Annotated in this window: 22 protein-coding genes and 2 pseudogenes; 11 read left to right on the forward strand and 13 right to left on the reverse strand. The window is 69.9% G+C overall.

Features of this window, described 5'->3' with window-relative positions; translation table 11 throughout:
* From ABB34_RS06480 to ABB34_RS06515, 8 genes are all read right to left on the reverse strand, one after another.
* Positions 1-1092 carry a DNA glycosylase AlkZ-like family protein gene (locus tag ABB34_RS06480; RefSeq protein ID WP_057640434.1) on the reverse strand — a complete coding sequence of 364 codons (1092 nt, stop codon included), beginning with the start codon at positions 1090-1092 and terminating at the stop codon, positions 1-3.
* 59 nt (positions 1093-1151) lie between these two features.
* A complete protein-coding gene (locus ABB34_RS06485) occupies positions 1152-3731 on the reverse strand; it encodes a metallophosphoesterase (protein WP_057640435.1) in 2580 nt (859 codons plus the stop codon).
* 150 nt (positions 3732-3881) lie between these two features.
* Entirely contained in the window at positions 3882-4439 is a 558-nt protein-coding gene (locus ABB34_RS06490; protein ID WP_057640436.1) for an HAAS signaling domain-containing protein, read from the reverse strand.
* A gap of 1 nt (position 4440) precedes the next feature.
* Positions 4441-4815, reverse strand: coding sequence for a PadR family transcriptional regulator (locus ABB34_RS06495; RefSeq protein WP_211258176.1), 375 nt, complete (start codon positions 4813-4815; stop codon positions 4441-4443).
* A gap of 85 nt (positions 4816-4900) precedes the next feature.
* Positions 4901-5548, reverse strand: a complete 648-nt coding sequence (locus tag ABB34_RS06500) for a DUF2894 domain-containing protein (RefSeq protein ID WP_057640438.1) — start codon at positions 5546-5548, stop codon at positions 4901-4903.
* On the reverse strand, positions 5538-6185 hold the full coding sequence (locus tag ABB34_RS06505) for an OmpA family protein (protein WP_057640439.1): 648 nt from the start codon (positions 6183-6185) through the stop codon (positions 5538-5540). The genes ABB34_RS06500 and ABB34_RS06505 overlap by 11 nt, the downstream gene beginning before the upstream one ends.
* Positions 6182-8272, reverse strand: a complete 2091-nt coding sequence (locus ABB34_RS06510) for a DUF802 domain-containing protein (RefSeq protein ID WP_057640440.1) — start codon at positions 8270-8272, stop codon at positions 6182-6184. Before ABB34_RS06510 ends, ABB34_RS06505 begins: the two co-directional genes overlap by 4 nt.
* A 7-nt stretch (positions 8273-8279) precedes the next feature.
* Complete coding sequence (locus tag ABB34_RS06515; RefSeq protein WP_057640441.1) at positions 8280-9005, reverse strand: DUF3348 domain-containing protein; 726 nt, start codon at positions 9003-9005, stop codon at positions 8280-8282.
* 197 nt (positions 9006-9202) lie between these two features.
* Here ABB34_RS06515 and ABB34_RS06520 point away from each other — a divergent pair, with 197 nt between their 5' ends.
* From ABB34_RS06520 to ABB34_RS06550, 7 genes are all read left to right on the forward strand, one after another.
* Positions 9203-11419, forward strand: coding sequence for a TonB-dependent siderophore receptor (locus ABB34_RS06520; protein ID WP_245625413.1), 2217 nt, complete (start codon positions 9203-9205; stop codon positions 11417-11419).
* Positions 11419-12384, forward strand: a complete 966-nt coding sequence (locus ABB34_RS06525) for an alpha/beta hydrolase (RefSeq protein WP_057640443.1) — start codon at positions 11419-11421, stop codon at positions 12382-12384. The genes ABB34_RS06520 and ABB34_RS06525 overlap by 1 nt, the downstream gene beginning before the upstream one ends.
* A gap of 19 nt (positions 12385-12403) precedes the next feature.
* The gene (gene fes, locus ABB34_RS06530) at positions 12404-14128 is read left to right on the forward strand and encodes an enterochelin esterase (RefSeq protein WP_083490092.1); all 1725 of its coding nucleotides are present in this window, start codon (positions 12404-12406) and stop codon (positions 14126-14128) included.
* Position 14129: 1 nt separating this feature from the next.
* A complete protein-coding gene (locus tag ABB34_RS06535; RefSeq protein ID WP_057640445.1) occupies positions 14130-16256 on the forward strand; it encodes a TonB-dependent siderophore receptor in 2127 nt (708 codons plus the stop codon).
* A gap of 69 nt (positions 16257-16325) precedes the next feature.
* Positions 16326-16616 (forward strand): hypothetical protein, encoded by a 291-nt coding sequence (locus ABB34_RS06540; RefSeq protein WP_057640446.1) that lies wholly within the window; start codon positions 16326-16328, stop codon positions 16614-16616.
* Positions 16613-16918 carry a hypothetical protein gene (locus ABB34_RS06545; protein ID WP_057640447.1) on the forward strand — a complete coding sequence of 102 codons (306 nt, stop codon included), beginning with the start codon at positions 16613-16615 and terminating at the stop codon, positions 16916-16918. Before ABB34_RS06540 ends, ABB34_RS06545 begins: the two co-directional genes overlap by 4 nt.
* Before the next feature lie 10 nt (positions 16919-16928).
* Complete coding sequence (locus tag ABB34_RS06550; protein WP_057640448.1) at positions 16929-18485, forward strand: PepSY-associated TM helix domain-containing protein; 1557 nt, start codon at positions 16929-16931, stop codon at positions 18483-18485.
* Between the two features lie 87 nt (positions 18486-18572).
* Here the strand turns inward: ABB34_RS06550 and phhA are convergent, their stop codons facing one another.
* On the reverse strand, positions 18573-19463 hold the full coding sequence (gene phhA, locus ABB34_RS06555) for a phenylalanine 4-monooxygenase (RefSeq protein WP_057640449.1): 891 nt from the start codon (positions 19461-19463) through the stop codon (positions 18573-18575).
* Between the two features lie 130 nt (positions 19464-19593).
* Here phhA and ABB34_RS06560 point away from each other — a divergent pair, with 130 nt between their 5' ends.
* The gene (locus ABB34_RS06560; RefSeq protein ID WP_057640450.1) at positions 19594-20079 is read left to right on the forward strand and encodes an Lrp/AsnC family transcriptional regulator; all 486 of its coding nucleotides are present in this window, start codon (positions 19594-19596) and stop codon (positions 20077-20079) included.
* Positions 20080-20168: 89 nt separating this feature from the next.
* A complete protein-coding gene (locus ABB34_RS06565; protein WP_057640451.1) occupies positions 20169-21398 on the forward strand; it encodes an alginate export family protein in 1230 nt (409 codons plus the stop codon).
* A gap of 72 nt (positions 21399-21470) precedes the next feature.
* Here ABB34_RS06565 and ABB34_RS06570 read toward each other — a convergent pair whose 3' ends face one another.
* Positions 21471-22511, reverse strand: a complete 1041-nt coding sequence (locus ABB34_RS06570) for a patatin-like phospholipase family protein (RefSeq protein WP_057640452.1) — start codon at positions 22509-22511, stop codon at positions 21471-21473.
* A gap of 116 nt (positions 22512-22627) precedes the next feature.
* Between ABB34_RS06570 and ABB34_RS06575 the strand changes: the two genes are divergently transcribed.
* A complete protein-coding gene (locus ABB34_RS06575; RefSeq protein WP_152979537.1) occupies positions 22628-23185 on the forward strand; it encodes a hypothetical protein in 558 nt (185 codons plus the stop codon).
* A gap of 30 nt (positions 23186-23215) precedes the next feature.
* On the opposite strand, the gene ABB34_RS06580 is transcribed toward ABB34_RS06575, so the two are convergent.
* Both ABB34_RS06580 and ABB34_RS06585 read right to left on the reverse strand, forming a co-directional pair.
* Positions 23216-24229: a TIGR00266 family protein gene (locus ABB34_RS06580; protein WP_057640454.1), complete on the reverse strand. Its 1014-nt coding sequence runs from the start codon at positions 24227-24229 to the stop codon at positions 23216-23218.
* A gap of 67 nt (positions 24230-24296) precedes the next feature.
* Positions 24297-25409 carry a glycoside hydrolase family 18 protein gene (locus ABB34_RS06585; protein ID WP_057640455.1) on the reverse strand — a complete coding sequence of 371 codons (1113 nt, stop codon included), beginning with the start codon at positions 25407-25409 and terminating at the stop codon, positions 24297-24299.
* A 382-nt stretch (positions 25410-25791) separates the two neighbouring features.
* On the opposite strand from ABB34_RS06585, the pseudogene ABB34_RS15205 reads away from it, so the two are divergent.
* A pseudogene (locus ABB34_RS15205) lies at positions 25792-25890 on the forward strand (IS110-like element ISStma4 family transposase); the annotation flags it as partial.
* Here ABB34_RS15205 and ABB34_RS15675 read toward each other — a convergent pair.
* Positions 25887-26096: pseudogene (locus ABB34_RS15675) on the reverse strand (hypothetical protein); the annotation flags it as partial. The pseudogenes ABB34_RS15205 and ABB34_RS15675 overlap by 4 nt on opposite strands.
* Between the last annotated feature and the right edge of the window lie 29 nt (positions 26097-26125).

The raw sequence follows: 26125 nt of genomic DNA on the forward strand, positions 1-26125 counted from the left end.
TCAGGTTCCCAGACCCAAGAAGTCGTGCAGCCGTTGCAGCTCGTCGTCCAGCGCCTGCTTGAACCCGGCATCGCGCGGTGCACGGCCCGCCACGTAGCCGAGGTCGTGCTGCAAGCACCCATCGACGACCTTCAGGTTGCCCCAGCCAATCACTTCATCGCGCCACAGCAGCGGCAGCGCGTAGTGGCCACGCACGCGCTTGTGCGCCGGCGTGTAGGCCTCGAAGCGGTAGGCCCAGCCCCACAGCAGTTCGAAACGGCGGCGGTCCCACACCACCGGGTCGAACGGGGCGAGCAAACGCACTTGTGATGGGCTGCGCCAGCCGCGCGTCGGTGCTTCATCGCCGGGCCAGTACCAGTCCACGCCATCAATGCATGCATGGGCCAGCCGCTGTTTGGCGCGCGCCAGTGTGGGCTTGCGCAAGCTTTCCCACTGTGGCGCAGCACCGGCCAGCATGTTGATCAGTTGCGACAAACTCGCCGCAGGCAGCGGTGCGTATTTGCGTACCAGCGCATCGGCCATTGCATCCATCGCCGCCTGCGGGTCGGCGGCGGCTTGCCACGGCGCGGCCAGCGCATAAACGCGGGTACCGTTGTCGCGGCGGACCACGTCAAGATGGCTGCGGTAGTGCAAGCCATCCAGCAGTTCGGTGGACAAGCGGCTGTTGCCGCCAAACCAGTTCCTTACCGGGCCGTGGCCGAGCGCGGCATCGACCGTTGCCGGGTGCGCCACGCCGAGCCGTTCGACTTCGGCCAACACTGCATGGGCCAGCTTCCAGCGCGGCTTGTCCCACGCGCGGCGCGCAGTGCGCGGGTGCATCAACGCGCGCAGCGCCGGGGTGAGGAAGCCGTAGTTGATGAAGAAATCTTCCTGCAACGGCAGTTGCGGGTAGCGGCGTTCCAGGTCGCCGGCGCGGTAGTTCTTGACCCGGTGGCGCAGGGTCAAATCCTGCGCGCGGGCCGGCGCACGCAGTGGGTCGGCCTGCACGAAACCGCCAAGCCGCTCGACGGCGGCCAGCAAGGTGGTGGGCGGGAACAGGCTGCGCGCCACCGCATGGCGGCGTAGTGCGGCAAGGTCGAGTGGGGTGGGCATGCGCGCCAGCCTACTTCAGCCGCGCGCCCGGGTGGGTGCGGTGGTGTTGCCGGCAAGGCTCATCGTGCGCTGGGCGGCTTGGCGTGCGTGTGCTGGGTGATCCAGTCTGCAATGGCGTTCAGCGCTGCCGGTGCGATGGTTTCCTCCAGCGTGGCGTATTCGCCCAGCCCGCCGGTGCGCGCGTTCTGCAACAGGTGGTTCACGCCGGGCAGCTCGATGGTGGTGACGTCGCGGTTGGCGGCGGTGGCGGCGCGGATCCCGGCCAGGTTCTGCTGCGGCACTACCTGCCGGTCCAGCGCGCCGTTCAAGGCCAGTATGGGGTTGCGGAAATGCGCCAGCGCAGGGGTGGGGTCGTAGCGCAGGAACCAGCGGAACCACGGGTCCAGTACCTGCCGCTGCACCGCCTCGCGCGCTGCCGGCGACCGGCGCACGGCGCTGGCGCGTTCGTCGTCCAACACGGCATCCAGCGCCCGCCGTGCGGATTCGGTATCCAGCGCGCTGCCGGCAATGCGCATCAGCTCGGCTTGCAGGGCTTCGGAAGCTTCCAGCTCCGCCGTGCTCAAGCCTTGCGTGGTGGCCAATGCCTTGCGCTGGGCCTCCAGCATCTGTGCGATGGGCACGCCGGGTGCGGCCAGCAGCACCATCCACGCCACCTGCGGGTTGTCCACTGTGGCGAGCGGGCCGACCATGCCGCCCTCGCTGTGGCCGATGAACTGGAAGTGGCTGCGCGAGCCATCGCTCCACCGCCCGGTGAGGGTTTCGCCATCAAGCTGGCCGCTGAAACTCACGCCCGCCATCGGCAGGGAAAAGCGCACCTGGTTGCCTTTGCGCACCAGCGCCGTTACCGGCATGCCTGTGGTCAGCATGTCGGGTGCATCGAACGAGGCGGTGGTGCCGCCGGCGCCGGTGCGCACGTGCAGCCGCATCGTCATGTCGGCGCCGTTGCGGCGGGTGGTGCCTGCCCACGTGCCGTCCAGCCCGGCCACCACCGGTGCGACGGCGAAGGGGCCGCGCGTGAATACCAAGGGCATGCTGCCACCTTGCCGGAACACGCCCGAAAAACGGTTTGCCGCCGGCTCCCAGCGGCCTTCGTACTGGATGTTGCGGGCCGGCAGGGCGAAGCGCGGTTCGCCATCGGCCACCGACAGCGTGGTCAGCGCGATGGGCTGGCCGGGTGCCTGGTCCAGGCTTTCGAGCTGGCCACTCAAACCGCCATCGGCGGATTCGGTGATGGTCAATTGCAGCCGCAGCTGCCGTTTGCCGGCCTCCAGCGTGCCGTGCCACGGCCCGGCCCAACTGGCGGGCGTGGCGCCGGCAGCGCTGGCGTGGGCGGGAATACCTGTGAAAGCGGCCAGCAGGCAAAGACTGGCGGCGAGCAGGATGCGGCGCATCGGCGTTACTCCTTCGGTGGCGGGGTGAAGGCCGCAGCCGTCGTCGGCAGGCGGGGTTGCTGCTGCGAAGACGGGTGCCAGCGGCGTTTGTGACGCCCGGCCACGACGGCGCGCCGGGGTTACAGCGCCACGCGGCTGCCGTCCTCGCGCACGCGCCACGCCTTGCCGCCTTCCAGCCACAGCCCCTGCGAACTGCGTGTCGGCAGGGTGGAGCGGTGGTCCAGCGGGTGTTTCACGTCGATGGCGTACAACCTTGCCGTCGTGAAAGCGCTTCACCCGCCAGTGCAGCGGGTGGCCGACGACGACGGCGCGGGCACCGAACCGCGCCAGGGTCTTTTCCACCTGCGCCTGTTCGAGGTCGTCCTTGAAATAGCCGCGATACCACGCCGGCCCGGTCTTGGGGTTGATCAGGAAATCCTCCTCGTCCGCTTGCTGCTTCGGGTACCACACCTGCCGGTAGCGCTCGCGCACGATGCGGTTGATGTCTTCCAGCGACCACGGCTTTTCGGCCAGCGCCGGGTGCAGCCCGCCATGCACGAACAGGACGCCGTTGATGACCTCGGCGGTGTTCTTGCTGGCCAGCCAGCGCCCGAGGAAGGCCTCCGGCCCGAACAACTCGGCGTGTTGCCTGCCAAGGATGGCCGCGACGTTGAAGTACTTCTCGTGGCTGGAGCGCAGGTTGCCTTGCAGGCTCTTTATCTCATGGTTGCCGAGCAGGTAATGCACCTGCCCGCCGGCGCGCAGGGCCTGCTGTTCGAGCTTGTGGATCAGCCACAGCACCTGCGTCACCGATGCACCGCGGTCGACGAAATCGCCCACCAGCACCAGGTGCTTGTCGCCGAACGTCCAGTTCAGGCCCGTGTCGATGACCTTGGCGTTGATCAGAAAATCGCGAAAGGCCTGGAAGTTGCCCTCGATGTCGGACAGCGCCAGGACAGCCCGGCCATCCTGGTGGCGGGTGGGCGGGGTGACGAAACGCGGCGTGGCCTGCACGGTGAACGTGCTCTGGTCGAGCGGAAACAGCACCTGCACCGGGAACGGCCCGGCCAGCGCATGCCGCTGCTCTTCCACCCGGAAGCCCTGCTTGCCGTCGCCGCGTATGGTCTGCGCCAGCCACGCATCGCCCTGCTGGAACACATGCGGGCCCTCGCCGCCCGGTGTGTAGGCCGCCTCGTTCTGCCCGTAATAAAAGTCGGCCCCGTGGCACAGGCCGAAGCCGGCGGCGAGCACCGCCAGCAGCACCAGCATGACAAGGAAATGCCAGACATACGCCCACGCGGTTTTATGGACGGTTCTCCAATTTCGGGACGAGTGAACCCTTGCCGCCCTGCAAGCCGCCATGCAGCGTTCGCCGGATGGAAGGAAGGGACGGCTTGCCGCCCCGGGAGCGGGGTTGGCTCAGGACAACCCGCGCCGCAGTGCCCGCAGCACCCGGCGCGTCAACTCGGCGCACCACGCCGAGGCCAGCAGGGCCACCGGCACCAGCCAGTACCCCAGTAATTCTTCCGCTTGCAGATAAGGCGAGCCGGACCAGGCGATGGCGATGGAATTGCCGCCAGCGGTGGACCACACGCCCACCTGCGACGGCTGCACCAGCTTGGCCAACGCCAGCAGCAGCAAGCCCAGCGCGACGCCGAACCCGGACGCGCGCCCCGAGTAATACAGGCCGCGCGTGACCGTCTGCCGGACGCGCTGGATCACGCCGAAGCCGGCCGGTGGCGGCGCGCCGGTGCGGATGTGGGCCACGTACGGGGCGGCCAGCGCCTCGGGCGGGCCGAAGCCTTGCAGCAGGGCGTGGATGTCGGTGGTTTTGCCGCGCGCCTGGGCCTGCTCCACGACATCGCGGATGTGGCCTTCGATTTCGCGCATCACCTCCTCCGCGTCGGCCTTGTCCAACTGGCCAAGCCGCGAGGCGAGCGTGCGCATGTAGGTGCCAATGGGGTCGCGCGAAGTCATGTCAGCTTCCTTGGGTGGAGGGCGCGGCGCTGGCGGGGGCGGCCAGCAGGGCGTTGATGTCGGCCACCGACTGTTGCCAGGCCTGCACGAGGGCGGTGAGCTTGTGCTCGCCTTGATCGGTGAGCTGGTAGTACTTGCGCGGGCGGCTGTCGCCTTCCTGCACCCACCGCGCATCCACCAGCCCCTCACGCTTGAGGCGGTCCAGCAGCGGGTACAAGGTGCCCTCGGTGATGGCCGTGGTGGGGAAGCGTTGCAGGTGGCGCAGCAGGGCCAGGCCGTACACCGGTTGTTCGCGCAGGGCGGCAAGAATCACCAGCTCCAGCGCGCCCTTGCGCAGCTGCACCTGCCATTTTTCCTGTGTGTCGTTGCTGTCCATGCCCATGCCTTAGGGCTTCAGCGGTGCCCGGTGCTTCCTCGGGGCTCGGGTCAGGCCGGGTTGTCCGGCCTGACGCCGCCTGCGGCTACGCTGCCGGCTTCCTGCGGCGGGCCGGCTTGCGCGGGCTGGCCGGGGCCACGTCGTCGGCATGGCTGCCGCCCAGCTGCTCCAGCCACGTCAGCGTGTCGGCATAGGCGACGAAGTGCTGCAGGTAATCGGGGCAGACCTCGCGCATCAGCGCCATCGCGCGGTAGGTCAGCACAGTGGAATGCAGCGGGCCGGCGTCTTCGGGCAGGCCGTCCAGGCATTGCCGCAGCAGGCTGTCGATGCGGATGCGGCTCCACAGCTGCTGGAACTCGTCCAGCAACGGCATGGCCGATGGCTCGGCGGCAGGCGTTGGTTCGCTGGATTCGCTGGGTCGCGGTGTGGATGCGGACTGCGGTCGTGCATCCAGTCGCGGCGCATTCGCCAGTTGTTCCAGCAAGAAGCGGAGCGGACTTGCGTCCGCTCTACGGGGAGACGTCGCTTCCGGCGCGGCGATCAGCAAGGTGGCGTAGGCATCGGCCAGCGCCTGCAATCGCGCATCCAGGTGCTGCCGCACCAGGCCGTCATGCTGCATCGCGCGCCGCGCCAATGCGTCCATCAGCGCAAAGCGCGGTGGATCAAGGCGATCGGCGCCTTGCGCGCGCCACGCATCGAGCCGGGCATGGATGCTGGTGGTTTCAGCGGGCATCGGCCTTGGCATCGGAGGCGTGGCGCGGGATCGGCGCGATCTCGACGCGGCGGTTCTTCGCGCGGCCGGCTTCGTCGTCGTTGGAGCTGACCGGCTGCTCGGCGCCGAACGCGGCGGCGAACACCGATGCCGACGGCACGCCGTCGGCGATCAGGGTGCGGGTGACGGTGAGCGCGCGCGCGGCGGACAGTTCGAGGTTGTCGGCGAAGCGGGCATTGCTGGCGCGCACCGGCTGGTTGTCGGTGAAGCCGCTGACCATCAGGATTTCCTCGCGCGCGCGCAGGTAGTCGCGCAGCGGGGCGGCGATGCTCTGCAGCAGTTCGCGGCCTTCCGGCTGCAACTGGTCGGAGTTGAGCGCGAACAGCACGCTGCCGCTGATGCCGATGCGGCCATCGATGACGGTGACGCGGCCGGCGGCCAGTGGCGCGGCCAGCGCTTCTTCCAGCGACTTGAGCTTGGCCGCCTCGGCCTGCCGCTGCTGCACTTCTTCATCCAGCTTCTTGTGCAGCAGCAGCTGGATGCCGATGACGCTGGCCAGGATCAGCACGAACGCGCCCAGCAGCACCGACATCAGGTCGCCGAACGCGGCCCACGTGGTCGCGCTGGACTCGGCGTCGAACTCGATCTCGTCGCTCATGCGCCCGGGGCTCCGTCGCGCGTGCCGGCCAGTTGCTGCAGTTCGCCGATGATCTGCTTCTGCGAGAGCATGCTCAGCTCGATCACCTCGCGCGCCTGCGCCACGTAGTAGGCCAACTGCTCGTCGCTGCGCGCCAGCGATTTGTCCAGCGCCGCCTCGATGGCCTGCAGGCGTTCGTTCAACGCCGCGGTGGATGCGCCGAACGACTGCACCGCGCCGCCGAACACCTCACCGAGGCTGGCCACCTCCACCGCGCTGCCGGTGACGTGCGCGGCGGCGGCATCGAGCTTGCCGGCCTCGCTTTCGACCTGCGCGGTGAAGCGGCTGCCGACGCGCTCCAGCAGTTCGGCGGAGGTGGACACCAGCGCGTCGATGGCGCTGCGCTGCTCGTTGGAAGCGTGGTTCACCGCGTCGAGCAGGGTTTGCACGGTGTCCAGCAGGCGGCTGCGTTCCTCCAGCGTGGCGGTGTCGCGCACCATGCTGTCGGACAGTTTTTCCCGCAGTTCGGCGACCACTTCGGCAGCGGCGCGCGGCGCTTCCGATGCGGTGGCGACCAGCCGCGCGATTTCGGCCAGCGTGTCGCGGGCGTGGGTTTGCGCCTGTTCGTTGATCGCCTGCGTGGTCTGCGCCAGCGTGTCGCAGATCTGCTGCTGGCGCTGGGCGACCTGCTCGCCGCTGCGTTGCAGCTGGCGGTCGAGCGTGGCGATGCTGGCGTCCAGCGCCTGCGACCAGCCTTGCAGCCGCTGCGCGTCGCGTTCTTGCAGCGTGGTTTGCAGGTGTTCGTGCGAGTGCTGCACGGCGTCCACCAGTGCGCGGGCGTGGCTCTCGAATGTGGCCGACGCGGCGGCCAGCGCCTGTTCGTGGCGCTGTGCCAGTGCGTCGTGCGCTTGGTGCTGCTGCGCCAATGCGTCACTCCAGGCGCTGGCGGTGCGCGCGGTGTTGTCTTCCAGCCGCGTGGCGATGCCATCGAGCAATGCCGCCGAGCGCTGTTCGAAGGTGCCGGTGAACTGGTGCAGCGCCTGTTGCAGGCCGTCGGTCAGCGCGGCGTTGCCGTGTTGCTGTTCGGCGATGGCGGCGTTCCAGCTTTCGCGCGCGGCATTGGCGGTGTTCTGCACGGCAGCGTCGAGACCGGCCAGCTGCTTCTGTGCGGCGTTTTCGATGGCGGCGTGCAGCGCGTTGGCGCGTTCGGCCAGACCGCTCATCGTGGTATCGACCACCGGTTGCAGCGCCGCGCCGACGGCGTTGGCCTGCTGGGCGATGCCCTCGCGCAAGGCGTGTTGCAATGTGTCGGCCAGTTGCGTGTAGGCCGCTTCGCTGCGCTGGTGGAATTGCTGTTGCTCGGCGTGCAGGCGTTCGCCGCTGCTTTGCTGCTGGCGTTCCAGCGTGTCGGCCAGCGCTTGCAGGCGTTCGACCAGCACCGGCATCAGCGCGTTCTGCTGTTGCAGCAGGTGCAGGGTCTGCCCGTGCTGGAAGGCGCGCGAATGCTGCGGCAGATGCGCAGCGATGCCGGCATCCAGCTGCTGCACCGCCTGCGCGCGTTCGCGGCGCAGCAGTGCCGACAACAAACCCAGCGCCGCCGACGTCGCAACACCGGCAATCGAGGTGCCGAACGCGAAGCCCAGGCCCTTGACCGGCGCGGCCAGCGAGCTGCGGATGGCGTCCAGGTCGGTCGCGCTTTCCAGCGCCATGCCGGTGCCGCGCAACGTCGCCATCATGCCGAGCAGGGTGCCGAGCATGCCCAGCAGCACCAACAGGCCGACGAGGTAGGGCGTCAACGCGGGGGCCGGCAGGCCGATGCGCTCGCCCTGCACGCGCAGGCGCACGGCGTTGCGCAGGCCCGGGTGCAGGCGCGCCAGCCAGCCGTCGAGGTTGCCGGCGGCCTCGTCGATGGACGGCAGCGCCTGCGCCAGCGTGGCGGTGGCCTGCCGGTAGCGCAGTAGTTCGTAGGCGCCAACGAGATAGCAGGCAGCGATGACCGTGGCGACCACTGCCGCCAGCGGGTGGGTGCCGGCGTAGCCGATGCCGATCCAGCCCACGGCCAGCAGGCCGGAAAGGAACACGACGGAAGCGATGAGGTTTCGGGACATGGGGCAATTACCGGGTGCGCAGCGCTGCGAGCAGGCCGTCGATAGGGTGGAAGCGAATCTCCAGTTCGGCCAGCAGCGCGCTGCGCATGTCCTGGCGGAAGCGCGCCAGCCACGGGCCGGCGGGAGTCGCGGGAGTGTCGTTATCCGATGTGTCGGCATCGGCGGATGTATCGGGTGCGCCGGCATCACGCAGGCGCTGGAAATGCTGGCCGAGCAGGCCGGGGACGATGGCCAGCAGCGCCTGCTCGCGCGGGCTGAGGGTGGCCTCCATCACTGCGTCCACCTCGGCCAGCCGCGCCTTGGCCGGCGATTGCCGGGCCAGCATGTCGCGCAGGCGGCCGCGCAGCTGGCCGGTGGCTGCCTGCATCGCGCGCTGCATGGCCAGGCAATGCTGGCGGTAGGGCAGGAAGCCGGGGTCGATGGCCGCTACGCCGGCGTCCTTGCGCCTGGGCGGGGTCAGGTCGATGTCGGCGTCGATGGCGTCCAGCAGGCCGTGGCGCACCCGCGCGCATTCGGCGTCGTGGGTGGCGTCGAAATCCGCGCCGGCCCCGGCGTCGGGCAGGCGGTTGTCCAGCGCGCGCGACAAGGTGATGGCGCGGTTCCAGTCGAACCACTGCGCCAGCCGCTCGGTCAGCACCGGCGGCGTGCGGGGCAGGTCTGCGTCGCCGAAGCGGGCCAGCAGGCGAATGAACGCCGGGCCCAGCACGGGCGCCCGTGGGGAAGCTTTCGCCATTGTGCCGACTGGGGAAAACCGCGGATTTTACACGGCAACGGGGGATGAAGGCCGTGCCGGGGGACCTGCCTGCCGCGGCAGGCACGGGGTGCGTCAGGATGTTGCAGTATTGTTAATGATTCGCATTTGATACAATGCGTGACATCAGCCGCTGCGCCCGCAGTCAGCCAACTTCTCCTTCGATCAGGTTGGCTTCCGTGCGCTCGCTCCCCCCCACTTCCGCTTTCCGGCCGGCCATGCTGTCGCTGGCCGTCGCCCTGTCCCTGTCCTCGTTCGCCGCCGGCGCGGCGTTGCCCGAAGCCGCACCGGCGGCCGACGCGCAGACGCTGGACACGGTGCAGGTCAACGCCTACCGCGTCACCACCCACACCTCCGGCGCCACCAAGACCGACATGCCGATCGCCGAGACCGCCAAGTCGGTGTCGGTCATCGCCCGCGAGGAGCTGGATGCGCGGGGCGTGCAGAACCTGAACGAAGCCATGCGCTATGTCGCCGGCGTATCGCTGGAGAGCAGCGGCATCGACAACCGCGTCGATGATTTCCGCATCCGTGGCTACGATGCCGGCAGCTGGAGCAACAACGTCACCATCGACGGCATGCGCGCGCCGCAGGGCAGCCAGTGGAACCGCAGCATGGTGGACAGCTGGAACCTTGAGCGGGTGGAAGTGCTGAAGGGGCCATCGGCGGTGATGTACGGTCAGGTGGCTCCGGGCGGCATGGTCAACCAGGTCAGCAAGACGCCCGAGCCGGGGCAGGCGCAGGTGGTGCGCGTGGGCATCGACGGCAATGGCCAGTACAACGCCGCTTTCGACGTCGGTGCCGGTACCGCCGATGACCACCACCTGTTCCGCCTCGTGGGCCTGTACCGCGACGGCCAGACCCAGATCGACCACACCGAGCAGCAGCACTGGTTCCTCGCCCCCAGCTACACCCTGCAACTGGCCGAGCGCACCCGCCTGACCCTGCTGGGCCTGTACCAGAAGGACGATGGCGGCTCGACCTACCAGTTCCTGCCGATGGACGGCACGCTGCTCCCAACACAATACGGGCGGATGAAGAACACCACCTTCATCGGTGAGCCGGGCTGGAACACCTTCGACCGCGACATCTGGACCGCCGGCTGGTTGTTCGAGCATGGCTTCAATGACCACTGGACGTTGAGCCAGAGCGCGCGCTACACCCATGTGGAATCGGTGTTCCGGACCGTCGTCACCAGTGGGCCCCTCAATGCCGATGGCCGCACCCAGAATCGCCGCGCCACCTGGGGCGAAGGCGAATCGAAGGGAAAGACCGTGGATACCCGGTTGACCGGGAAATTCGCCACCGGCGCGGTTGAGCATACGGTTCTGCTGGGCGTGGATTGGCAAAGAGCCGACTGGGAGGGCGCGCGTGGAGCAATGCTCAACCCCGCCAGCATCGACATCTTCAACCCGGTCTACAGTGCCTATGCTCCGGTCACCACCGGCATCGGCTACTCCGGCGGCGTCAACGAGCAGACCGGTGCCTATCTGCAGGACCAACTGGCACTGGGCAAGTGGCGCTTTACCGTCGGCGGTCGCTACGACTGGACCGATGACGATACGTTTACCCGCAGCTACAACGCGGTGACCGACGTTTCCGGCCCGACGATACCCACGCGGGTGGAGAATGAAGCCTTCACCGGCAATGCCGGCCTGCTGTACGTGGCCGATAACGGCCTGTCGCCGTACCTGAGCTACTCCGAATCGTTCCAGCCGTCGGGTTCCAACGCCAACATGAGCTGGGACGGCAGCCCGTTCGATCCGGTCACCGGCAAGCAGTGGGAGGCCGGCGTGAAGTACCAGCCGGCTGCATTCGATGGCCTGCTGACCATGTCCGCCTACGATTTGCGGCAGCAGAACATCCTTACCAACGACCCCTTGCATGTCACCGGTTGCGGCATGGCCGGGACAAGCCAGTGCCAGGTGCAGGACGGCGAGGGTCGGGTGCGTGGCATCGAACTGGAGGGACGCGTCACCCCGCTGGAGGGCTTCAGCGTGATCGGCGCGGCCAGCCGCATGGATTCGGAGATGATCCGCAGCAACAACGGCTATGCCGGCAAGCAGTTGCCGATGGTGCCGGACTGGACGGCGGCATTTTGGGGCGACTACACCTTCCGGGAAGGGGCGCTGTCCGGCCTGAGCCTGGCCGCCGGCGTGCGCTACAACGGGCGGAGCTACGGTGACAGCGCCAACCTGTACCGCATCCCGTCCTACACGTTGTGGGATGCGGCCATCCGCTACGACGCCGGCCAGCATGGTGCGGTGGCCACGCAGTTCGCCATCAACGTCAGCAACGTGGCGGGCAAGACCTTCGTGTCCACCTGCAGCGGTACCTCCTCGTGCTTTTACGGCACGGGGCGCACCATCACCGCCAGCGCGCGTTTCAGCTGGTGATGCGCATTGCCTGCACCGGCCTGGCGCTGCTGCTGGGCGTGGCCGCAATGGCCACGCCCGCGGCCGCGCAGCCGGGCCGCGCGCGCCCGGTGGGCACCACCGTGGCCGATGCCGAGGTACCGGGCTGGCGCTGGCAGGAAACCCGCGTCACCTCGACCGATGGCCTGCGCCCGTACCGCGTGCGGGTGGCGGTGCCGGAGCGGCCGGCACCGGCCGATGGCTTTCCGGTGGCCTACCTGCTCGACGGCAATGCCGCGTTGATGGCGACCGATGCGGCGTTGCTGACGCGGTTGGCAGCGGCGCCGCGGCCGCCGGTGATCGTCTTCATCGCCCATGACAACGGCCTGCGCATCGACGGCGATGCACGCGCGTTCGACTACACCCCGCGCCGCCCGGGCGATGAGGCAGCGCAACGCGACGTGCTGGGTGGGCGACGCACCGGCGGCGCCGATGCGTTCCTTGCGCTGATCGAACGCACCATCGTCCCGCAGGTGGAGGCAATGGTGCCGATCGACAGCAGCCGGCGCGCGCTGTGGGGTCACTCCTACGGCGGCGTGTTCGTGCTGCATGCGCTGTTCACGCGCCCGGATGCGTTCAACGTCTACGCCGCCGCCGACCCGTCGCTGTGGTGGGGCGATGGCCAACTGCTGCGCGAGGAGGCCGAAGCCGTCGCCGCTCCCGGCCCGGCCGCGGTGCTGTATCTGTGGGCCGGTGGTGGCGATGCGGCAATGGCTTCGCCGCGCGTGCCGGAGCCGGGTCGCGCCCCGGCCCCGCCGAGTGCCTTCCAACGTGCGCGCACCAGCCTGCCGGCCACGGCGACGGAGGACATGGCCGCCCGCCTGCGCGCCCGTGGCCTGACCGTGCACTGGACGCCGCTGCCCGGCCTGTCGCACGGGCAGACGCTGGGCGCCTCGTTGCCGCTGCTGCTGGAGGCGCTGTCCGGCGCCTCCGTTGCCACGCCCTGACCTCCCCCCGCTGCCGACCATGACCCCACGACGCCCTGCCGCCGCGTTCCGTTCCCGCGTTCCGTCCGTCTCCCTCGGGCAGGCGCTGCCGTGGAGGTTGGTGCTGGCCTGCCTGCTTGCTGCAGTGCCGTTCGCCGAGGCATTGGCGGCGGAAGAGGGCAGCGCCATGCCCCCCATGCAGGGCGTATTGAAGCCCGGTGCGAGTGCGCGCCACGCGCTGGACCTGCACGCGGGCGATTACGTCGTCGGCGAACTGCGCGCCGCCGCCGCGCCGGCGTTGTGGCTGGACGATGCCGATGGCCGGCCGCTGCGCCGCCTGCTCGATGCGTGGCAGGCCGGCGAGTTCATGTTCGTCGCCGGCCACGATGGCCGCCATGTGCTGCGCCTGCAGGGTGCAGCCGATGCCAAGGCCCGCTACGAACTGCACGTCACCCGTGTGTTGCCGATGGCCGGGCAGCAACCGTCCACCACGCCGCCGCCACCGCGCAGCCCGCGCCTGCAGGCACTGGGCGAACACCTCGCCAGTGGCGGCGATACCGCGGCGTTCTGGGCGCAGGTCGCGCGCGAGGGTGCACCGCTGGTCGAAACCGTCGATGGCGTGCACCTGGCCACCTTCCTGTGGCGCGGCGCGCGCCGCAACGTGCGCCTGTTCGCCGCGCCCAGCGGCGACATCGAGGACCTGCAACGGCTGGACGGGAGCGACGTGTGGTTCGCCACCTACGAGGTGCCGGCCGATACCCGCATGTCCTACAAGCTCGCCCCGGACGTGCCGGTGCTGCCCGAAGGGGGCCGCGCCGCGCGCCGTGCGGTGCTGGCCACGGTGCAGCGCGACCCGCTGAACCCGCGCTTCTGGCCTGCCGACGCACCGGATGATTTCGCCCGCGAATCCATCCTGGAACTGCCCGGCGCACCGCCGCAGCGCGCGGTGCGGCCCGGCACGCACCCCGCCGGCACGATCAGCGCGCATCGGTTGGGCAGTGCGCGATTGGGCAACACCCGCGACATCCACCTGTACCGCTCGCCCGGCTACCGCGCCGGCGATGCGCGCAACCTGCTGCTGGTGGTGTTCGACGGCTACACCTACCAGAACGCGATTCCCACGCCGGTCATCCTCGACAACCTCGTTGGCGAAGGTGCATTACCGCCGGTGCTGGCGGTGTTCGTCTCCAACCCGGACGCGGATGCACGCGCGCGCGAACTGCCATGCAACCCCGCGTTCGGCGACTTCCTCGCGCAGGAACTGCTGCCGTGGGTGCAGGCCCGGGCCGGCACGCTGCCGGCGGCGTCGCGCACCGCGCTGGCCGGGGCCAGTTATGGCGGGCTGGCGTCGGCCTGCATGGCGCTGCAATACCCGCGGCATTTCGGCAACGTGCTCAGCCAGTCCGGTTCGTTCTGGTGGGCGCCGGACGCGGCGCCGGGCCAGCCGGGCGCGGCAGAACCCGAATGGCTGGCCCGGCGCTACGCCGAAGTTCCGCGCCAGCCTATCCGCTTCTGGCTGGAGGCCGGCCGCTTCGAAACCGGGCGCGGCCAGGCCGGCATCCTCGAAAGCAACCGCCACCTGCGCGACGTGCTGCGCGCCAGGGGCTACGACGTGCGGCACCGCGAATTCTCCGGCGGCCACGACTGGTACCACTGGCGCGGCACCCTCGCCGACGGCCTGCTGGCGCTGTTCGCGGCCACGCCTTCCGCTTCCCCCATGACGCCAGCCGACGCCAGCGCCCCCACCTCTGCAAAGGACTATTGAGATGCGCGTATTCCCCCGGCCGGCCCTGCTGGCGCTGGCCATCGTCGTTTCCCTTCCCGCGGCCGCCTTCGCCGAAACCCTGCCGGCCGACGCCGATGGCACCCGCACCCTGGATGCGGTGGACGTGCGCGGCGTGCGCGTGCAGGGCTATGCCGCGCCGGTCACCAACGTCGGCCTGAAGCTGCCGGTGAGCCAGCGCGAGACGCCGCAGTCGGTCAGCGTGCTGACCCGCGCGCTGCTGGACGACCTGGCCGCCGACGGGCTGGACGAGGCGATCCTGTTCGTCCCCGGCGTGGCCCTGCGCCAGTACGACAGCATCGACACCCAGTACATCGCGCGCGGCTTCGAGATCACCAACTACCAGCTCGACGGCCTGCCGGCCACGCTCGGCCGCGCCAAGCCGCGGCTGGCGATGTACGACCGCGTGGAAGTGCTGCGCGGCGCGGCCGGCCTGCTCAACGGCGCCGGCGACCCCGGCGGCGTGGTCAACCTGGTGCGCAAGCACCCGACTGCCGAATGGGCCGGCAACGCCGAGTTCTCCGCCGGTTCGTGGAACCGCTACCGCGTGCTGGGCGACGTCGGCGGCCCGTTGAACGCCGAGGGCAGCCTGCGCGGCCGCGCGGTGGTCGAGCACGAGGACAAGGACCTGTTCCAGCGCGGCGCCGACTACCGCTACACGCTGGGCTACGGCGTGCTGGAAACCGACATTTCCGACGACGGCCGCTTCAGCGTCGGCGTCAGCTACGAGAAGCTGCAGACCACGCCGGTCTGGAGCGGGCTGCCGCGCCACGAAGATGGCCGCGCGCTGGACGTGTCGCCGCGCACCGCGCTGGAGCCGGCCTGGCAGGACGTGACCACGCAGGGCCGCCAGCTGTTCGCCGAGCTCGACCAGGGGCTGGGCGAGAACTGGCGCCTGCGGGTGTCGGCGCAGTACGCCAGGGAAAACGGCCGCTACCTGGTCGGCAACGGCTGGGGCGCGATCGCCGACGACGGCTCGGGCTGGTCGATCACCCCGACACTGCAATACCGCGACTACGGCAACCAGAGCCTGGACGCGGCCGTGCTGGGCGGCTTCCAGGCATGGGGCCGGCAGCACGACGTGATCGTCGGCGCCAACTGGAACCGCAGCAACACCGACGCCAGCGGCCTGGATTTCGCCGAATCGTGGGCCATCGCCGACGTGCACGCCTTCGATCCCCACGCATTGCCGCGCCCCACCCAACTGCTGCAGGACAGCTACTGGAGCGGCCGCTACACCACCACCCAGGAAGGCGTGTACAGCGTGCTGCGGCTGCGCCCGGCGCAGCGCCTGACCGCGTTGTTGGGGCTGCGCTACAGCCGCTGGAACGATGACGGGCTGGAGCTGGAGCCGGTCGCCTGGGTCAGCTCCGACTACGGCGACACCCACCTCGGCGGCTATGCCGGGCTGGTGTACGAGCTGGACGCGCACTGGTCGCTCTACGCCAGCTACGCCGATGTCTTCCAGGTGCAGAGCGAGCGCGGCACCGATGGCCAGCTACCGCCGATGCAGGGCGATGCGCTGGAAGCCGGCGTCAAGGGCGACTGGTTCGACGGCGCGCTCAATGCCTCGTTCGCCGTGTTCGACATCCGCCAGAAGGACCGCGCCCAGCTCGACGCCTCGCAGCTGCCCGGCGCCTGCAACGGCGACAACTGCTACGTCGCCCAGGGCGAGGTGAGCAGCCGCGGCTTCGAGGCCACGCTCGCCGGCCGCATCGCCGAAGGGGTGGACGTCAGTGCCGGCTATACGTGGAACAAGCAGGAGTATTCGCGCGACGCGGACCTGCAGGGCCAGCCGTTCAACACCTGGGCGCCGAAGCAGATGCTGCGGCTGTGGGCCAGCTGGCGGCCGCAGGCCGCGGCGGACTGGTCGTTCGGCCTCGGCGCGAGCTGGCAGACCGAGACCGAGGCCAGTGGCGGCATCGCGCAGCCGGCCTATGCGCTGTGGCATGCGCGCGCCGGCTACCGCTTCGACGCGTGCTGGAGCCTGGCGTTGAACGTGGACAACCTGTTCGACAAGGACTACTGGCAGACCGTCGGCCCCACCGGCTGGGGCAACTTCCGCGGCGAGCCGCGCAGCGCCACCGCCACCGTGCGCTACCGCTTCTGACCGGGGCCGGACCATGCCGCATCCGCATCCGCATTTCCGTCGCGCGTCCCGTTTCCGTGGAGTGATCGCATGACCCCGTGGTTGGCCGTCGCCGCCGTGCTGTCGTGCCTGGCCGGCACGCTGCTGTCGTACCTGGCCTCGCCGCAGCAGCAGCTGCGCGCGGCCGGGCCGTGGCCGGTACGGCGGTCGTGGTGGCCGGGCATCGCCTGCCTGCTGCTGTCGTTGCCGCTGTTCCTGCGGGTGCTGGCGCCGGTGGAAGCGGTGGCCGGCTGGAGCGTGCTGGCGATGCTGTTCTGGTCGCTGTGGCCGTTCCTGGGCGCGTGGCGTGCCCGCGTGCGTGCGCGGAGGACGGCGGCATGAACGACGACGCGCGGGTGCGGCTGCAGAGCCGCCACTGGTTCGGCAAGACGATGGCCGGCGCGGTGCTGGGCTTCGGCCTGGCGCTGGCGCTGTCCGGCCTGTTCGCATGGCTGGGGCCGGACGGCATCGCCGGGGGCGGCGGCAAGGTCCAGTTCAGCATGTGGCTGATGGCGCCGGTGTGGGCGCTGGTGCTGTCCTTCGTCTACCTGTTCCGCGACAGCCTGCGGGCGTGGTTGTGGCTGGGTGCGGCCAACGCGCTGGCGTTCGCCGCGTTGTGGTGCGTGCGTTGGACGATGGCGTGAGGAGCAGGGCATGAAGATCCGCAGCGACATCATCAAGGTCTACAAGGACGTGCACATCTGGATCGGCATCGCCAGCGGGCTGATGCTGTTCATCGCCTTCTATGCCGGCGCGATCACCATGTTCGAGAAGCCGCTGGAACGCTGGGCCACGCCGCCGTCCACGCTGTCGGCGGCGCCGCCGCTGGAGCGGGCCGATGCGCTGGTCGAAGCGGTTCTGGCCGCGCACCCGCAGGCGGCGGCGCGTTATTTCGTCTCGGTGCAACCGGCCGCCGACCAGCCGGCGCGCGTGTACTGGCAGGAGCGCGGCAAGGGCCGCCGCGAGTTCAAGGAGTACGGCGCCAGCTTCGCCGCCGACGGCAGCCTGCAGGTGGAGCAGACCCGCAAGGCGCCGGTGGCGCAGCTGGTGGACACGCTGCACCAGCTGGTCGGCCTGCCGTTCCCCGACGCGGTGGCGCGGCCGATCATGGGCGCGGTGGCGCTGGCCTATGCGGTGGCGCTGGTGTCCGGCCTGATCGTGCTGTTGCCGACCATCGCCCGCGACGTGTTCGCGCTGCGCATCGGCAAGAACATCAAGCGCCTGTGGCTGGACGTGCACAACGCGCTGGGCCTGTTCAGCCTGCCATTCCACGTCGTCATCGCGTTGACCAGCGTGGTGTTCGCCTTCCACGACCAGTTCTACGACGCGCAGGATGCGGTGGTGTATCCCAATGGCATTCAGTGGGGCGGGCATGAAGATGCGCCCGCCGGTGGGCGCGTGCTGCTGGCCGCCGAACTGCTGCGCCGGGTGGAGGTGCAGCTGCCGGGTTTCGAGGTGTACGGCTTCGGTTTCCAGCGTGACCAAGAGGGCCACGTCGAGGCCAGCGTGAGCGGCCTTGACGTGCGCCGCGGCACCCGCGCGCGCACCTACATGCAGACCCACCTCGACCCCTACACCGGGGAGGTCGACCCGCACGACCTGCCGGGCCGCATGGAAGGCTGGGACGAGGCGGTCAACGCCTTCTTCGCCCTGCATTTCGGCAGCTTCGGCGGCAACCCGGTGCGCTGGCTGTACCTGCTGATGGGCCTGGCCGGCGCGGTGCTGTTCTACAGCGGCAACCTGCTGTGGGTGGAATCGCGGCGGCGCAAGCGCAAGGGCGCGGAAACGCCGGTGCAGAAGCGTTCGGCATGGGCGCTGGCCTGTTTGACCGTCGGCGTGTCGCTGGGCTGCGTGGCCGGCATTTCCGCCACGTTGGCCGCAGCCAAGTGGTTGCCGGCGCTGGTGGGCGACCTGAAGGCGTGGCACACCGGCATCTACTACGCGGTGTTCGTGGCGGCGGTGGCGTGGGCGTTCGCGCGCGGCGCATCACGCGGCGCGGTGGAACTGCTGGTGGCCAGCGCGGTGTTGACCTTGCTGATTCCCCTGTCCAGTTTGGCCGGCCACTGGAACATCGGCGGCACGTGGAGCCACCCCGGCAGCTGGCCGGTGGACGCCACCGCGCTGCTGGCGGTGCCGGTGCTGCTGTATCTGGCACGCCACACCCGCAGGCGCATGCGGCAAGGCCACAACGACAGCGTCTGGGCGCAATGAACGAACCGCAGGAGCGCACCTTGGTGCGCGATGAAGCTTTCCCGGTAGAGCCCCATCGCGCACCAAGGTGCGCTCCTACGGGGTGCCCTACACGTCGCCGTCGCTGGCCCAGCCTTCGCCGCTGCCGCGCTGGAATACGTTGTCGCCGTCCTGCACGTCGCCGGCGGGGACGTGGTCCCGTGCCGCCAGCTTCGCGTAGATCGGGGTGAAGTCCGGCGCGGTGGCGGCCATCAGCTGCTCGAAGCCGTCGATGACGAAGTAGGTCTTCTGGAAGGTGTCGATGCGGTAGCGGGTGCGCATGATCCGCTCCAGGTCGAAGCCAATCCGGTTCGGCGCGGCCGATTCCAGCGAATGCAGCGATTCGCCCTTCGACGAGACGATGCCGGCGCCGTAGATGCGCAGGCCCTCGGCGGTGTTCATCAGGCCGAATTCCACCGTGTACCAGTACAGCCGGGTCAGGTTCTGCAAGGCTTCGGGGCCGATCGCGTGCGCCTTGACCCCGCCGCGGCCGTAGGCGGCCATGTAGTCGGCGAACACCGGGTTCATCAGCAGCGGCACGTGGCCGAACAGATCGTGGAACAGGTCCGGTTCGGCGATGTAGTCGATCTGCTCGGGGCGGCGGATCCACCACGTCACCGGGAAGCGGCGGTGCGCCAGGTGCTCGAAGAAATCCAGTTCCGGCAGCAGCCCTTCCACGCCCACCAGGGTCCAGCCGGTGGCCGCGCCCAGCACCTCGTTGAGCTGGTCGAAGCGCGGGATCATGTGCTCGCTCATGCCCATCTCGTCCTGCGCGTCGAGGAACTCGCGGCAGGCGCGGCCGACCAGCAGCTCGCGCTGGCGGCGGTACAGCGTGCTCCAGGTGGCATGGTCGTCGGCGCTGTAGCCATCCCACGGCTGCTCGATCACGGCGGTGGTGTAGACCGGCACGTAACCCTTGTCGGTCTGTTGGTGTTCGACGCGGCGCGGGGCGGTGTCCATGACGGGGCCTTCCGGTGGAGTGGATTCCCGATGGTAGGAAGCCGGCCGCGCAACAGGTGTGCGAAATTGCGTCGATATGCCGCCGTGGCGCAATATTGTTGCGTCGTTTCGATGTTGCGGGGCAACAATAATGGAGTCCATCGCGCTTGACCGCACGGATCTGCGCCTGCTGGCGGAGATCCAGCAACACGGCCGCGCCACCAATGCCGAACTGGCCGCGCGGGTGAACCTGTCGCCCTCGGCCTGCCTGCGCCGGGTGCAGCGGCTGGAGGCCGAGGGCGTGATCGCCGGCTACGGCGCGCGGCTGGAGCCGCGCCGGATCGGCCTGGGCCTGCAGGCGTTCGTGCGGGTGCAGCTGTCCAAGCACGGGCAGGCGGCCATCGACCACTTCGTCGAGGCGGTGCAGCTGTGGGACGAGGTGGTGGCTTGCCACGCGCTCACCGGCGACATGGACTACCTGCTGCACGTCTATGTGCGCGACCTCGACCACTTCTCCGCGTTCCTGCTGGACAAGCTGCTCAACGCCGCCGGCGTGGCCGACGTCAATTCCAGCTTCGTGCTGCGCACGGTCAAGGAGTTCCGCGCGCTGCCGCTGGCGCAGCTCGGGAGGAGTTGAACCGCAGCAGGCGCGCGGATTGATCGACATCATGGTGGCGCTGGCGGCAGGCGCGGAGCATGCCGGCCACACCCCAACGAGAAACCCCCATGTCGATCCGCCTCCTCCCCGTCCTGCCCCTGTTGCTGGCCGCCGCGCCGGCCATCGCGGCCGATGACGGCGGCAAGCCGCTGCTGGACCTGCGCTACCGCTACGAGCACGTGGAGCAGGGCGGGATCGCCCGCGATGCCGATGCGCACACCGCGCGCCTGCGGCTGGGGTACCGCACCGTACGCTGGCACGGCTGGTCGGCGCTGGGCGAGGTCGATGGCGTCGCCCACCTCGGCGGCGGGCGCTTCAACGACACCCGCAACGGCCGCGGCCAATACCCGACGGTGGCCGACCCGGATGGCGCCGAACTCAACCAGGCGCTGCTGCGCTACGACGGTGCGCACGGCAACGTGCAGCTCGGCCGCCAGCGCATCAACCTCGGCAACCAGCGCTTCGTCGGCGGCTCCGGCTGGCGCCAGAACGAACAGACCTACGACGGTGCGCTGGCCGAATGGACGCCGGCCGCGCAATGGAAGCTGGCCTACGCCTTCGTCACCAACATCAATACCGTGTTCGGCCCGGACGAACCGGCCACGCCCAGTGCCACCGCGCCGGCCAACATCCACGGCGACAGCCACCTGCTGCAGGCGACGTTCGCGCCCGCCGACGCGCTGGCGATCACCGGCTACCACTACCGGCTCGACCTGGAGAACATCGCCGTGGCCGCCGCCGCACCGCGCGGCACCCTGTCCGCCGACACCACCGGCCTGCGCCTGCAGGGCGGCCGCGGCGCGCTCGGCTACGTGCTGGAGCACGCACGGCAGGTGGACGGCCACGGCAACCCGTGGGCGCTGGACAGCCACTATTGGCTGGGCGAAGCCAGCTACGCCGGCGCCCGTGCCAAGGGCACGGCCGGTGTCGAGGTGCTGGGTGCCGGCCACGGCACCGCCGCCAATGGCGCCTTCCAGACGCCGCTGGCCACCAAGCACGCATTCCAGGGCTGGGCCGACCAGTTCGGCACCACCCCGGCCGACGGCCTGCGCGATGCCTATGCCGGCATGGCGCTGCCGCTGGCCGGCGGCAAGGCGCAGGCGTGGTACCACGACTTCCGCAGCGACCGCGGCAGCTACCGCTACGGGCGCGAATTCGACCTGTCGTGGGAGCGCGCCATCCCGCAGCTGAAGGGCCTGAGCGTGCTGCTCAAGGCCGCACGCTACCGCAGCAGTGACGACCTGCGTACCAAGGACGCGGACAAGCTCTGGCTGCAAGTGCAATACAGCCGGATGTAGATGCGGGGCTTGCCCCGCACGGAGGAGCGCCGGGAAGACCCCATGCGGGGCAAGCCCCGCATCTACGGAAAATCAACGTGCCGGCGCGGCGCAGTCCTTTTCCTTGCCACGCAGCTTCTCCAGCCGCGAACGGCTGTCCTGGCAGCGCTGGTACGCCTCGGCCGCGGCGGCGCTGGCGCGGGCCTGCGCGTCGCGCAGCTGTTGCAGGCGCGCCTGCTGCAAGCGCTGCACGCCGGCGCGGATCTGCGGCATCGCCGCCATCGCCGCCTTCTCGCCTTCGAGGATGGCGCGGCCGCGCTGCTCGAAATCGGCCGCGCCGATGTCCAGCACCTGCGGGCGGATCACCACGTCGGCGCGCGCCAGCTCCTGCTCGCCCAGGCGCTGGCCCATGATCGCGATGGACTGGTTGACCGTGTCCAGCAGGCTGTCCGGGCGCTGGCCGCTGGCCTTGCTGGAAATGTCCACGGCGATGACGAACTCGGCGCCGAGTTGGCGCGCCGCGTCCACCGGCACCGGGCTGACCACGCCGCCGTCGACGTAGGTCTTGCCGCCGATGCTGACCGGCTCGAACACGCCCGGCACCGAACTGGATGCGCGCACCGCCTGGCCGACGTTGCCGCGCACGAACACCGCGCGCTCGCCGGTCTCCAGCTGCGTGGCCACCGCCGCGAACGGCTTGCTCAGGCGTTCGGCCGGTTTGTTGTCGACCTGAGCGTTGACGTAGTCCTGCAGCTTGCGGCCTTCGATCAGCCCGCCGGAAAACAGGCGCACGTCGCGGATGCTGGTCTGGTCCAGCGCCACCGCCTTCTGCTGCATCTCGAACGCGTCCATGCCGCTGGCGTACAGCGCGCCGACCACGCTGCCGGCACTGGTGCCGGACACCACCACCGGCTCGAAGCCGTTGGCCTCCAGCATCTTGATCACGCCGATGTGGGCGAAGCCCTTGGCCGCGCCGCCGCCCAGCGCCACGCCGATCTTCACCGGCGCGACCGGCGTGGCCGGGGCAACCGGCGTCGCAACCGGTGCGGCGGGCTTGACGTTCCCGCCGCCGCAGGCGGCCAGCAGGCCGAGCAGGGCAAGGGGCAGCAGCAGGCGTGGACGCAGCGGTTTCATCGACGGGCGGCGGGCTCGGGAAAGGGCGAGAGCATACCCGCAACTGGCACAATCGCGGCCAACGGCCACGGCGCGACATGCGGCGTGGCGGCACCGTTTTCATGGCAGGAGGCCGCGTGCGCGGACCGCGGCACGACATCTGGCGCTTCGCCCTGTTCTTCGGCTTCCTGCTGGCGCTGTTCGCCGTGCCGCATGCGTCGGCCTGGTTCGGGCTGGTATTGCTGGTGCCGGTACTCGCTGCGCTTGCGGTGGCGGCGAGCATGCTGCGGGTTGCGATCCGGCGGCGGCGGGCGGCGCGGGTGTTGGCGCGGCAACCGCCGCTGCGGCCCCTGCATGGCCACGAGCGGACGGCGCTGGAGTGGTTCGGGCAACCGCAGCGGATCAGCTGGCGGGCGCCGCGCGGCAGCGTCATCGACCTCGCGGCCGCGGTGCGGGAGGCCGGCCGCGCGCCGGTGGTGCGGCAACTGGAGGGCGCCTGCCGCATCCTCGTGCGTGGCCGGCACCATGACCGCCACGACTTCATCGGCGACGTGGAAGTGCTGATGCTGCCCGGCGCGGACCGCGCGGTGGCCGCCGCCAACCGTGCCGAGGTCCTGCTGTGCGGCGACATCGCCGTGGTGCTCGCGCTCAACGGCCGCTGGAACGTGCGCGAGGCGCGCGCCCTGCTGCGCTGAAACCGGCGCGGCAGGGCCCGGCGACAGCCGTCAGAAGCGGTTGTCGCCGTCCAGGATGCGTCCCAGCCCGCCCAGCACCGAGCCCTCGCCACGGCCCTGGCCGCCCCCCTGCGGCGCGGCCGCGTACATGCGCCCGGCCAGGCGCGAGAACGGCAGCGATTGCAGCCACACCTTGCCGGGGCCGGTGAGGGTGGCCAGGAATACGCCCTCGCCGCCGAAGAACATGCTCTTCAGCCCGGCCACGCGGCGCACGTCCATGTCCACGCCAGCGTGGTAGGCGACCACGCAGCCGGTATCGACGTCGATGCGCTCGCCGGCGGCCAGTTCGCGCTCGACCACGCAGCCGCCGGCATGCACGAACACCCAGCCGTCGCCTTCGAGCTTCTGCATGATGAAACCCTCGCCGCCGAACAGCCCGGTCATCACCTTGCGTTGCAGGTGCACGCCCACCTGCACGCCGCGCGCGCCGGCCAGGAAGCTGTCCTTCTGGCAGATCAGCGTGCCGCCGTGCTCGTCCAGCTTCATCGGGATCACCGTGCCGGGGTAGGGCGCGGCGAAGGCGACCTTGGCCTTGCCCTGGCCGACGTGGGTATAGAGCGTGGCGAACAGGCTCTCGCCGGTGATCACGCGCTTGCCGGCGGCCAGCAGCTTGTCCATGAAGCCGCCGCCCTGGCCGCTATGCGAGCCGTCGCCGAACACGGTGTCCATCTGCACCGACGCGTCCTTGAACATCAGCGCGCCGGCTTCGGCGATGGCGCTTTCGCCGGGGTCCAGCTCGATCTCCACGAACTGCATCTCGTGGCCGACGATGCGGAAGTCGATGTCGTCGGCGCGGTTGCCGTGCCCGCCCACCGGCGGGGGCGTCGGTGGGGGTGCCGCCTGTCCGCCGAATTCCGGCAGCGACGCGGCCGGCTGCCAGCCCCGCATGCCCTCGCGCCATGCCAGTGCGTTGCGGTGCGCCTGCGCGTGGCGGCGCGCGGCCTCGTCGTCGAGCGGACCGACGCGGTCGGCCTGGCCGGGATTGTGGAAGTACCACTGGCTCATGGCGGGTTCCTGCTGCGGGAGGTGAGCGCCAAGTCTAATGAAGGACGGAGGCCGCATGCGGCACGGTTCAACGACCGCCGTGCAGCGCCTCGTGCAGTACGTCCAGCAATTGCTCGTTGTCGTCGCCGCGCTGCTCCCAGTACATGATGCCGCCCAGCCCGTTGCGCTTGACGTAGCCGGCCTTGATCGCCAGCGACTGCGGGTCGTCGTAGGTGATGAAGCGGCGCTCGGACGGATTCCACAAATACGGCGCCTGCGCCGCGTCGTCCCAGTGCCGTTGCCAGCCCGGCGCGCCGAGGCGGGTGTGGACGATCTGCTGCCACGTGATGAAACCGCCGTCGCTGGCGAAGCTGCGGTACAGGCCGTCGTTGGCCGGGTCCACGTCGCCGAAGGTGCGGCCGTAGAACGGCACGCCGACGTTGATCTTGTCCGCCGGCACGCCGGCGTCGAGGAAGTAGCGCACCGCTGCCTCGGTGTCGCGGTCCTGCGGTGCGGCCAGCGGCGAGCGCGACAGGCCGGCATGGTGGCCGGTGGTCGGGGTCAGGCTGCCGTGGAAGTCGTAGGTCATCAGGTTGATCCAGTCCAGCGACCGGGCGATGCGCGGCAGCTCCAGCCCCGCGGCGAAGCGGCCCTCGGCGGCGGCGATGGTCAGCAGGTAATGGCGCCGGCCTTTGCCCTCGCCGTCCAGCCGCGCGCGCAGTTGCTCCAGCAGCAGGGTGAAGTTGCGACGGTCGCCGGGGGCGTGGCTGATGTCGGCGTCGCCCAGCGTCGGGTACTCCCAGTCGATGTCCAGGCCGTCGAGGTCGAATTCGTGCACCAGCGCGACGCCGCTGTCGATGAAGCGTGCGCGGGCGGCCACGGTAGCCGCGGCCTCGGAGAAGTTGCCCGCGCCCCAGCCGCCGATGGACAGCAGCACCTTCAGCCCGGGGTTGTCCGTGCGCTTGCCGACGACGGCGTGCAGGCGCGCCGGATCGACCGTGTCGGGCAGGTACACGCGGCCGTCCGCCGCGACCTTGGCGAAGGCGAAGTTCACCACGTCCAACTTGGTGGCCGTCAGTTGCAGCGGCGCCGGGCTGTCCATGACGTAGCCGATCAGGCGCGGCTGCGCCTGTGCGGCGGCGGTGAATGCGAGCAGGGTGGCGGCCAGCAGCGTACGCAGGCGGAAGCGCGGGGTGGGCATGGAAGACCTCGACGAAGCTGGGCGCCCCACTCTAGCCGCCAGGGCGGCCGTCGCCGCACGAGGTAACGCCTGAAACCTGCGGTAGGTGCGGGGCTTGCCCCGCACGGTGCTTTGCCGGGAAAGCTTCATGCGGGGCAAGCCCCGCATCTTGTGTCTTGAAGCCTGCCCCGATCAGGCAGACTTCCCCGGAGTGATCCGGGAGGTTCCGATGATGCCGTCTCCGCACTTGAGCCTTCGAGCTCGCACCGTAGATCCGGCACATCGGAACCCTTTTCCGCCCTGGAGCTTGAACGGTATCTTCGGCCCGCTTTTGCGAGAGCCAGCACGAACAAGGGCAAGCCAGGCGGTCACTGGATCCGGTTCGACAGCAGGAGACAGAGACATGCAGGTGATAGGCATCGACGTGGCCAAGGCCACCTTCGACATCGCTCTGCCACTGGGGCAGGGCAAGTACCGCACCCGGGGCAAGCTCGGCAACACCGCCGCTTCCGGGGCGTGAGCCTGTCTCCAGGCCAGCAGTTGTTCCCAACCCGCGGCGGTGTCGCCGAGCTTCCCCCGGGTGCGGTACTTGCCCTCCCACAGTGGCAGAGCGATGTCGAAGGTGGGCTTGCCCACGTCGGTGCCTATCACCTGCCTGTCTCTCTCTCCTGCAGGAGAACCGGATCCCTGGACCGCCTGGCTTGCCATTGTTCGTACTGGCTCTCACAAAAGCGGGG

The organism is Stenotrophomonas daejeonensis (genome assembly GCF_001431505.1).
GTDB lineage: Bacteria > Pseudomonadota > Gammaproteobacteria > Xanthomonadales > Xanthomonadaceae > Stenotrophomonas > Stenotrophomonas daejeonensis.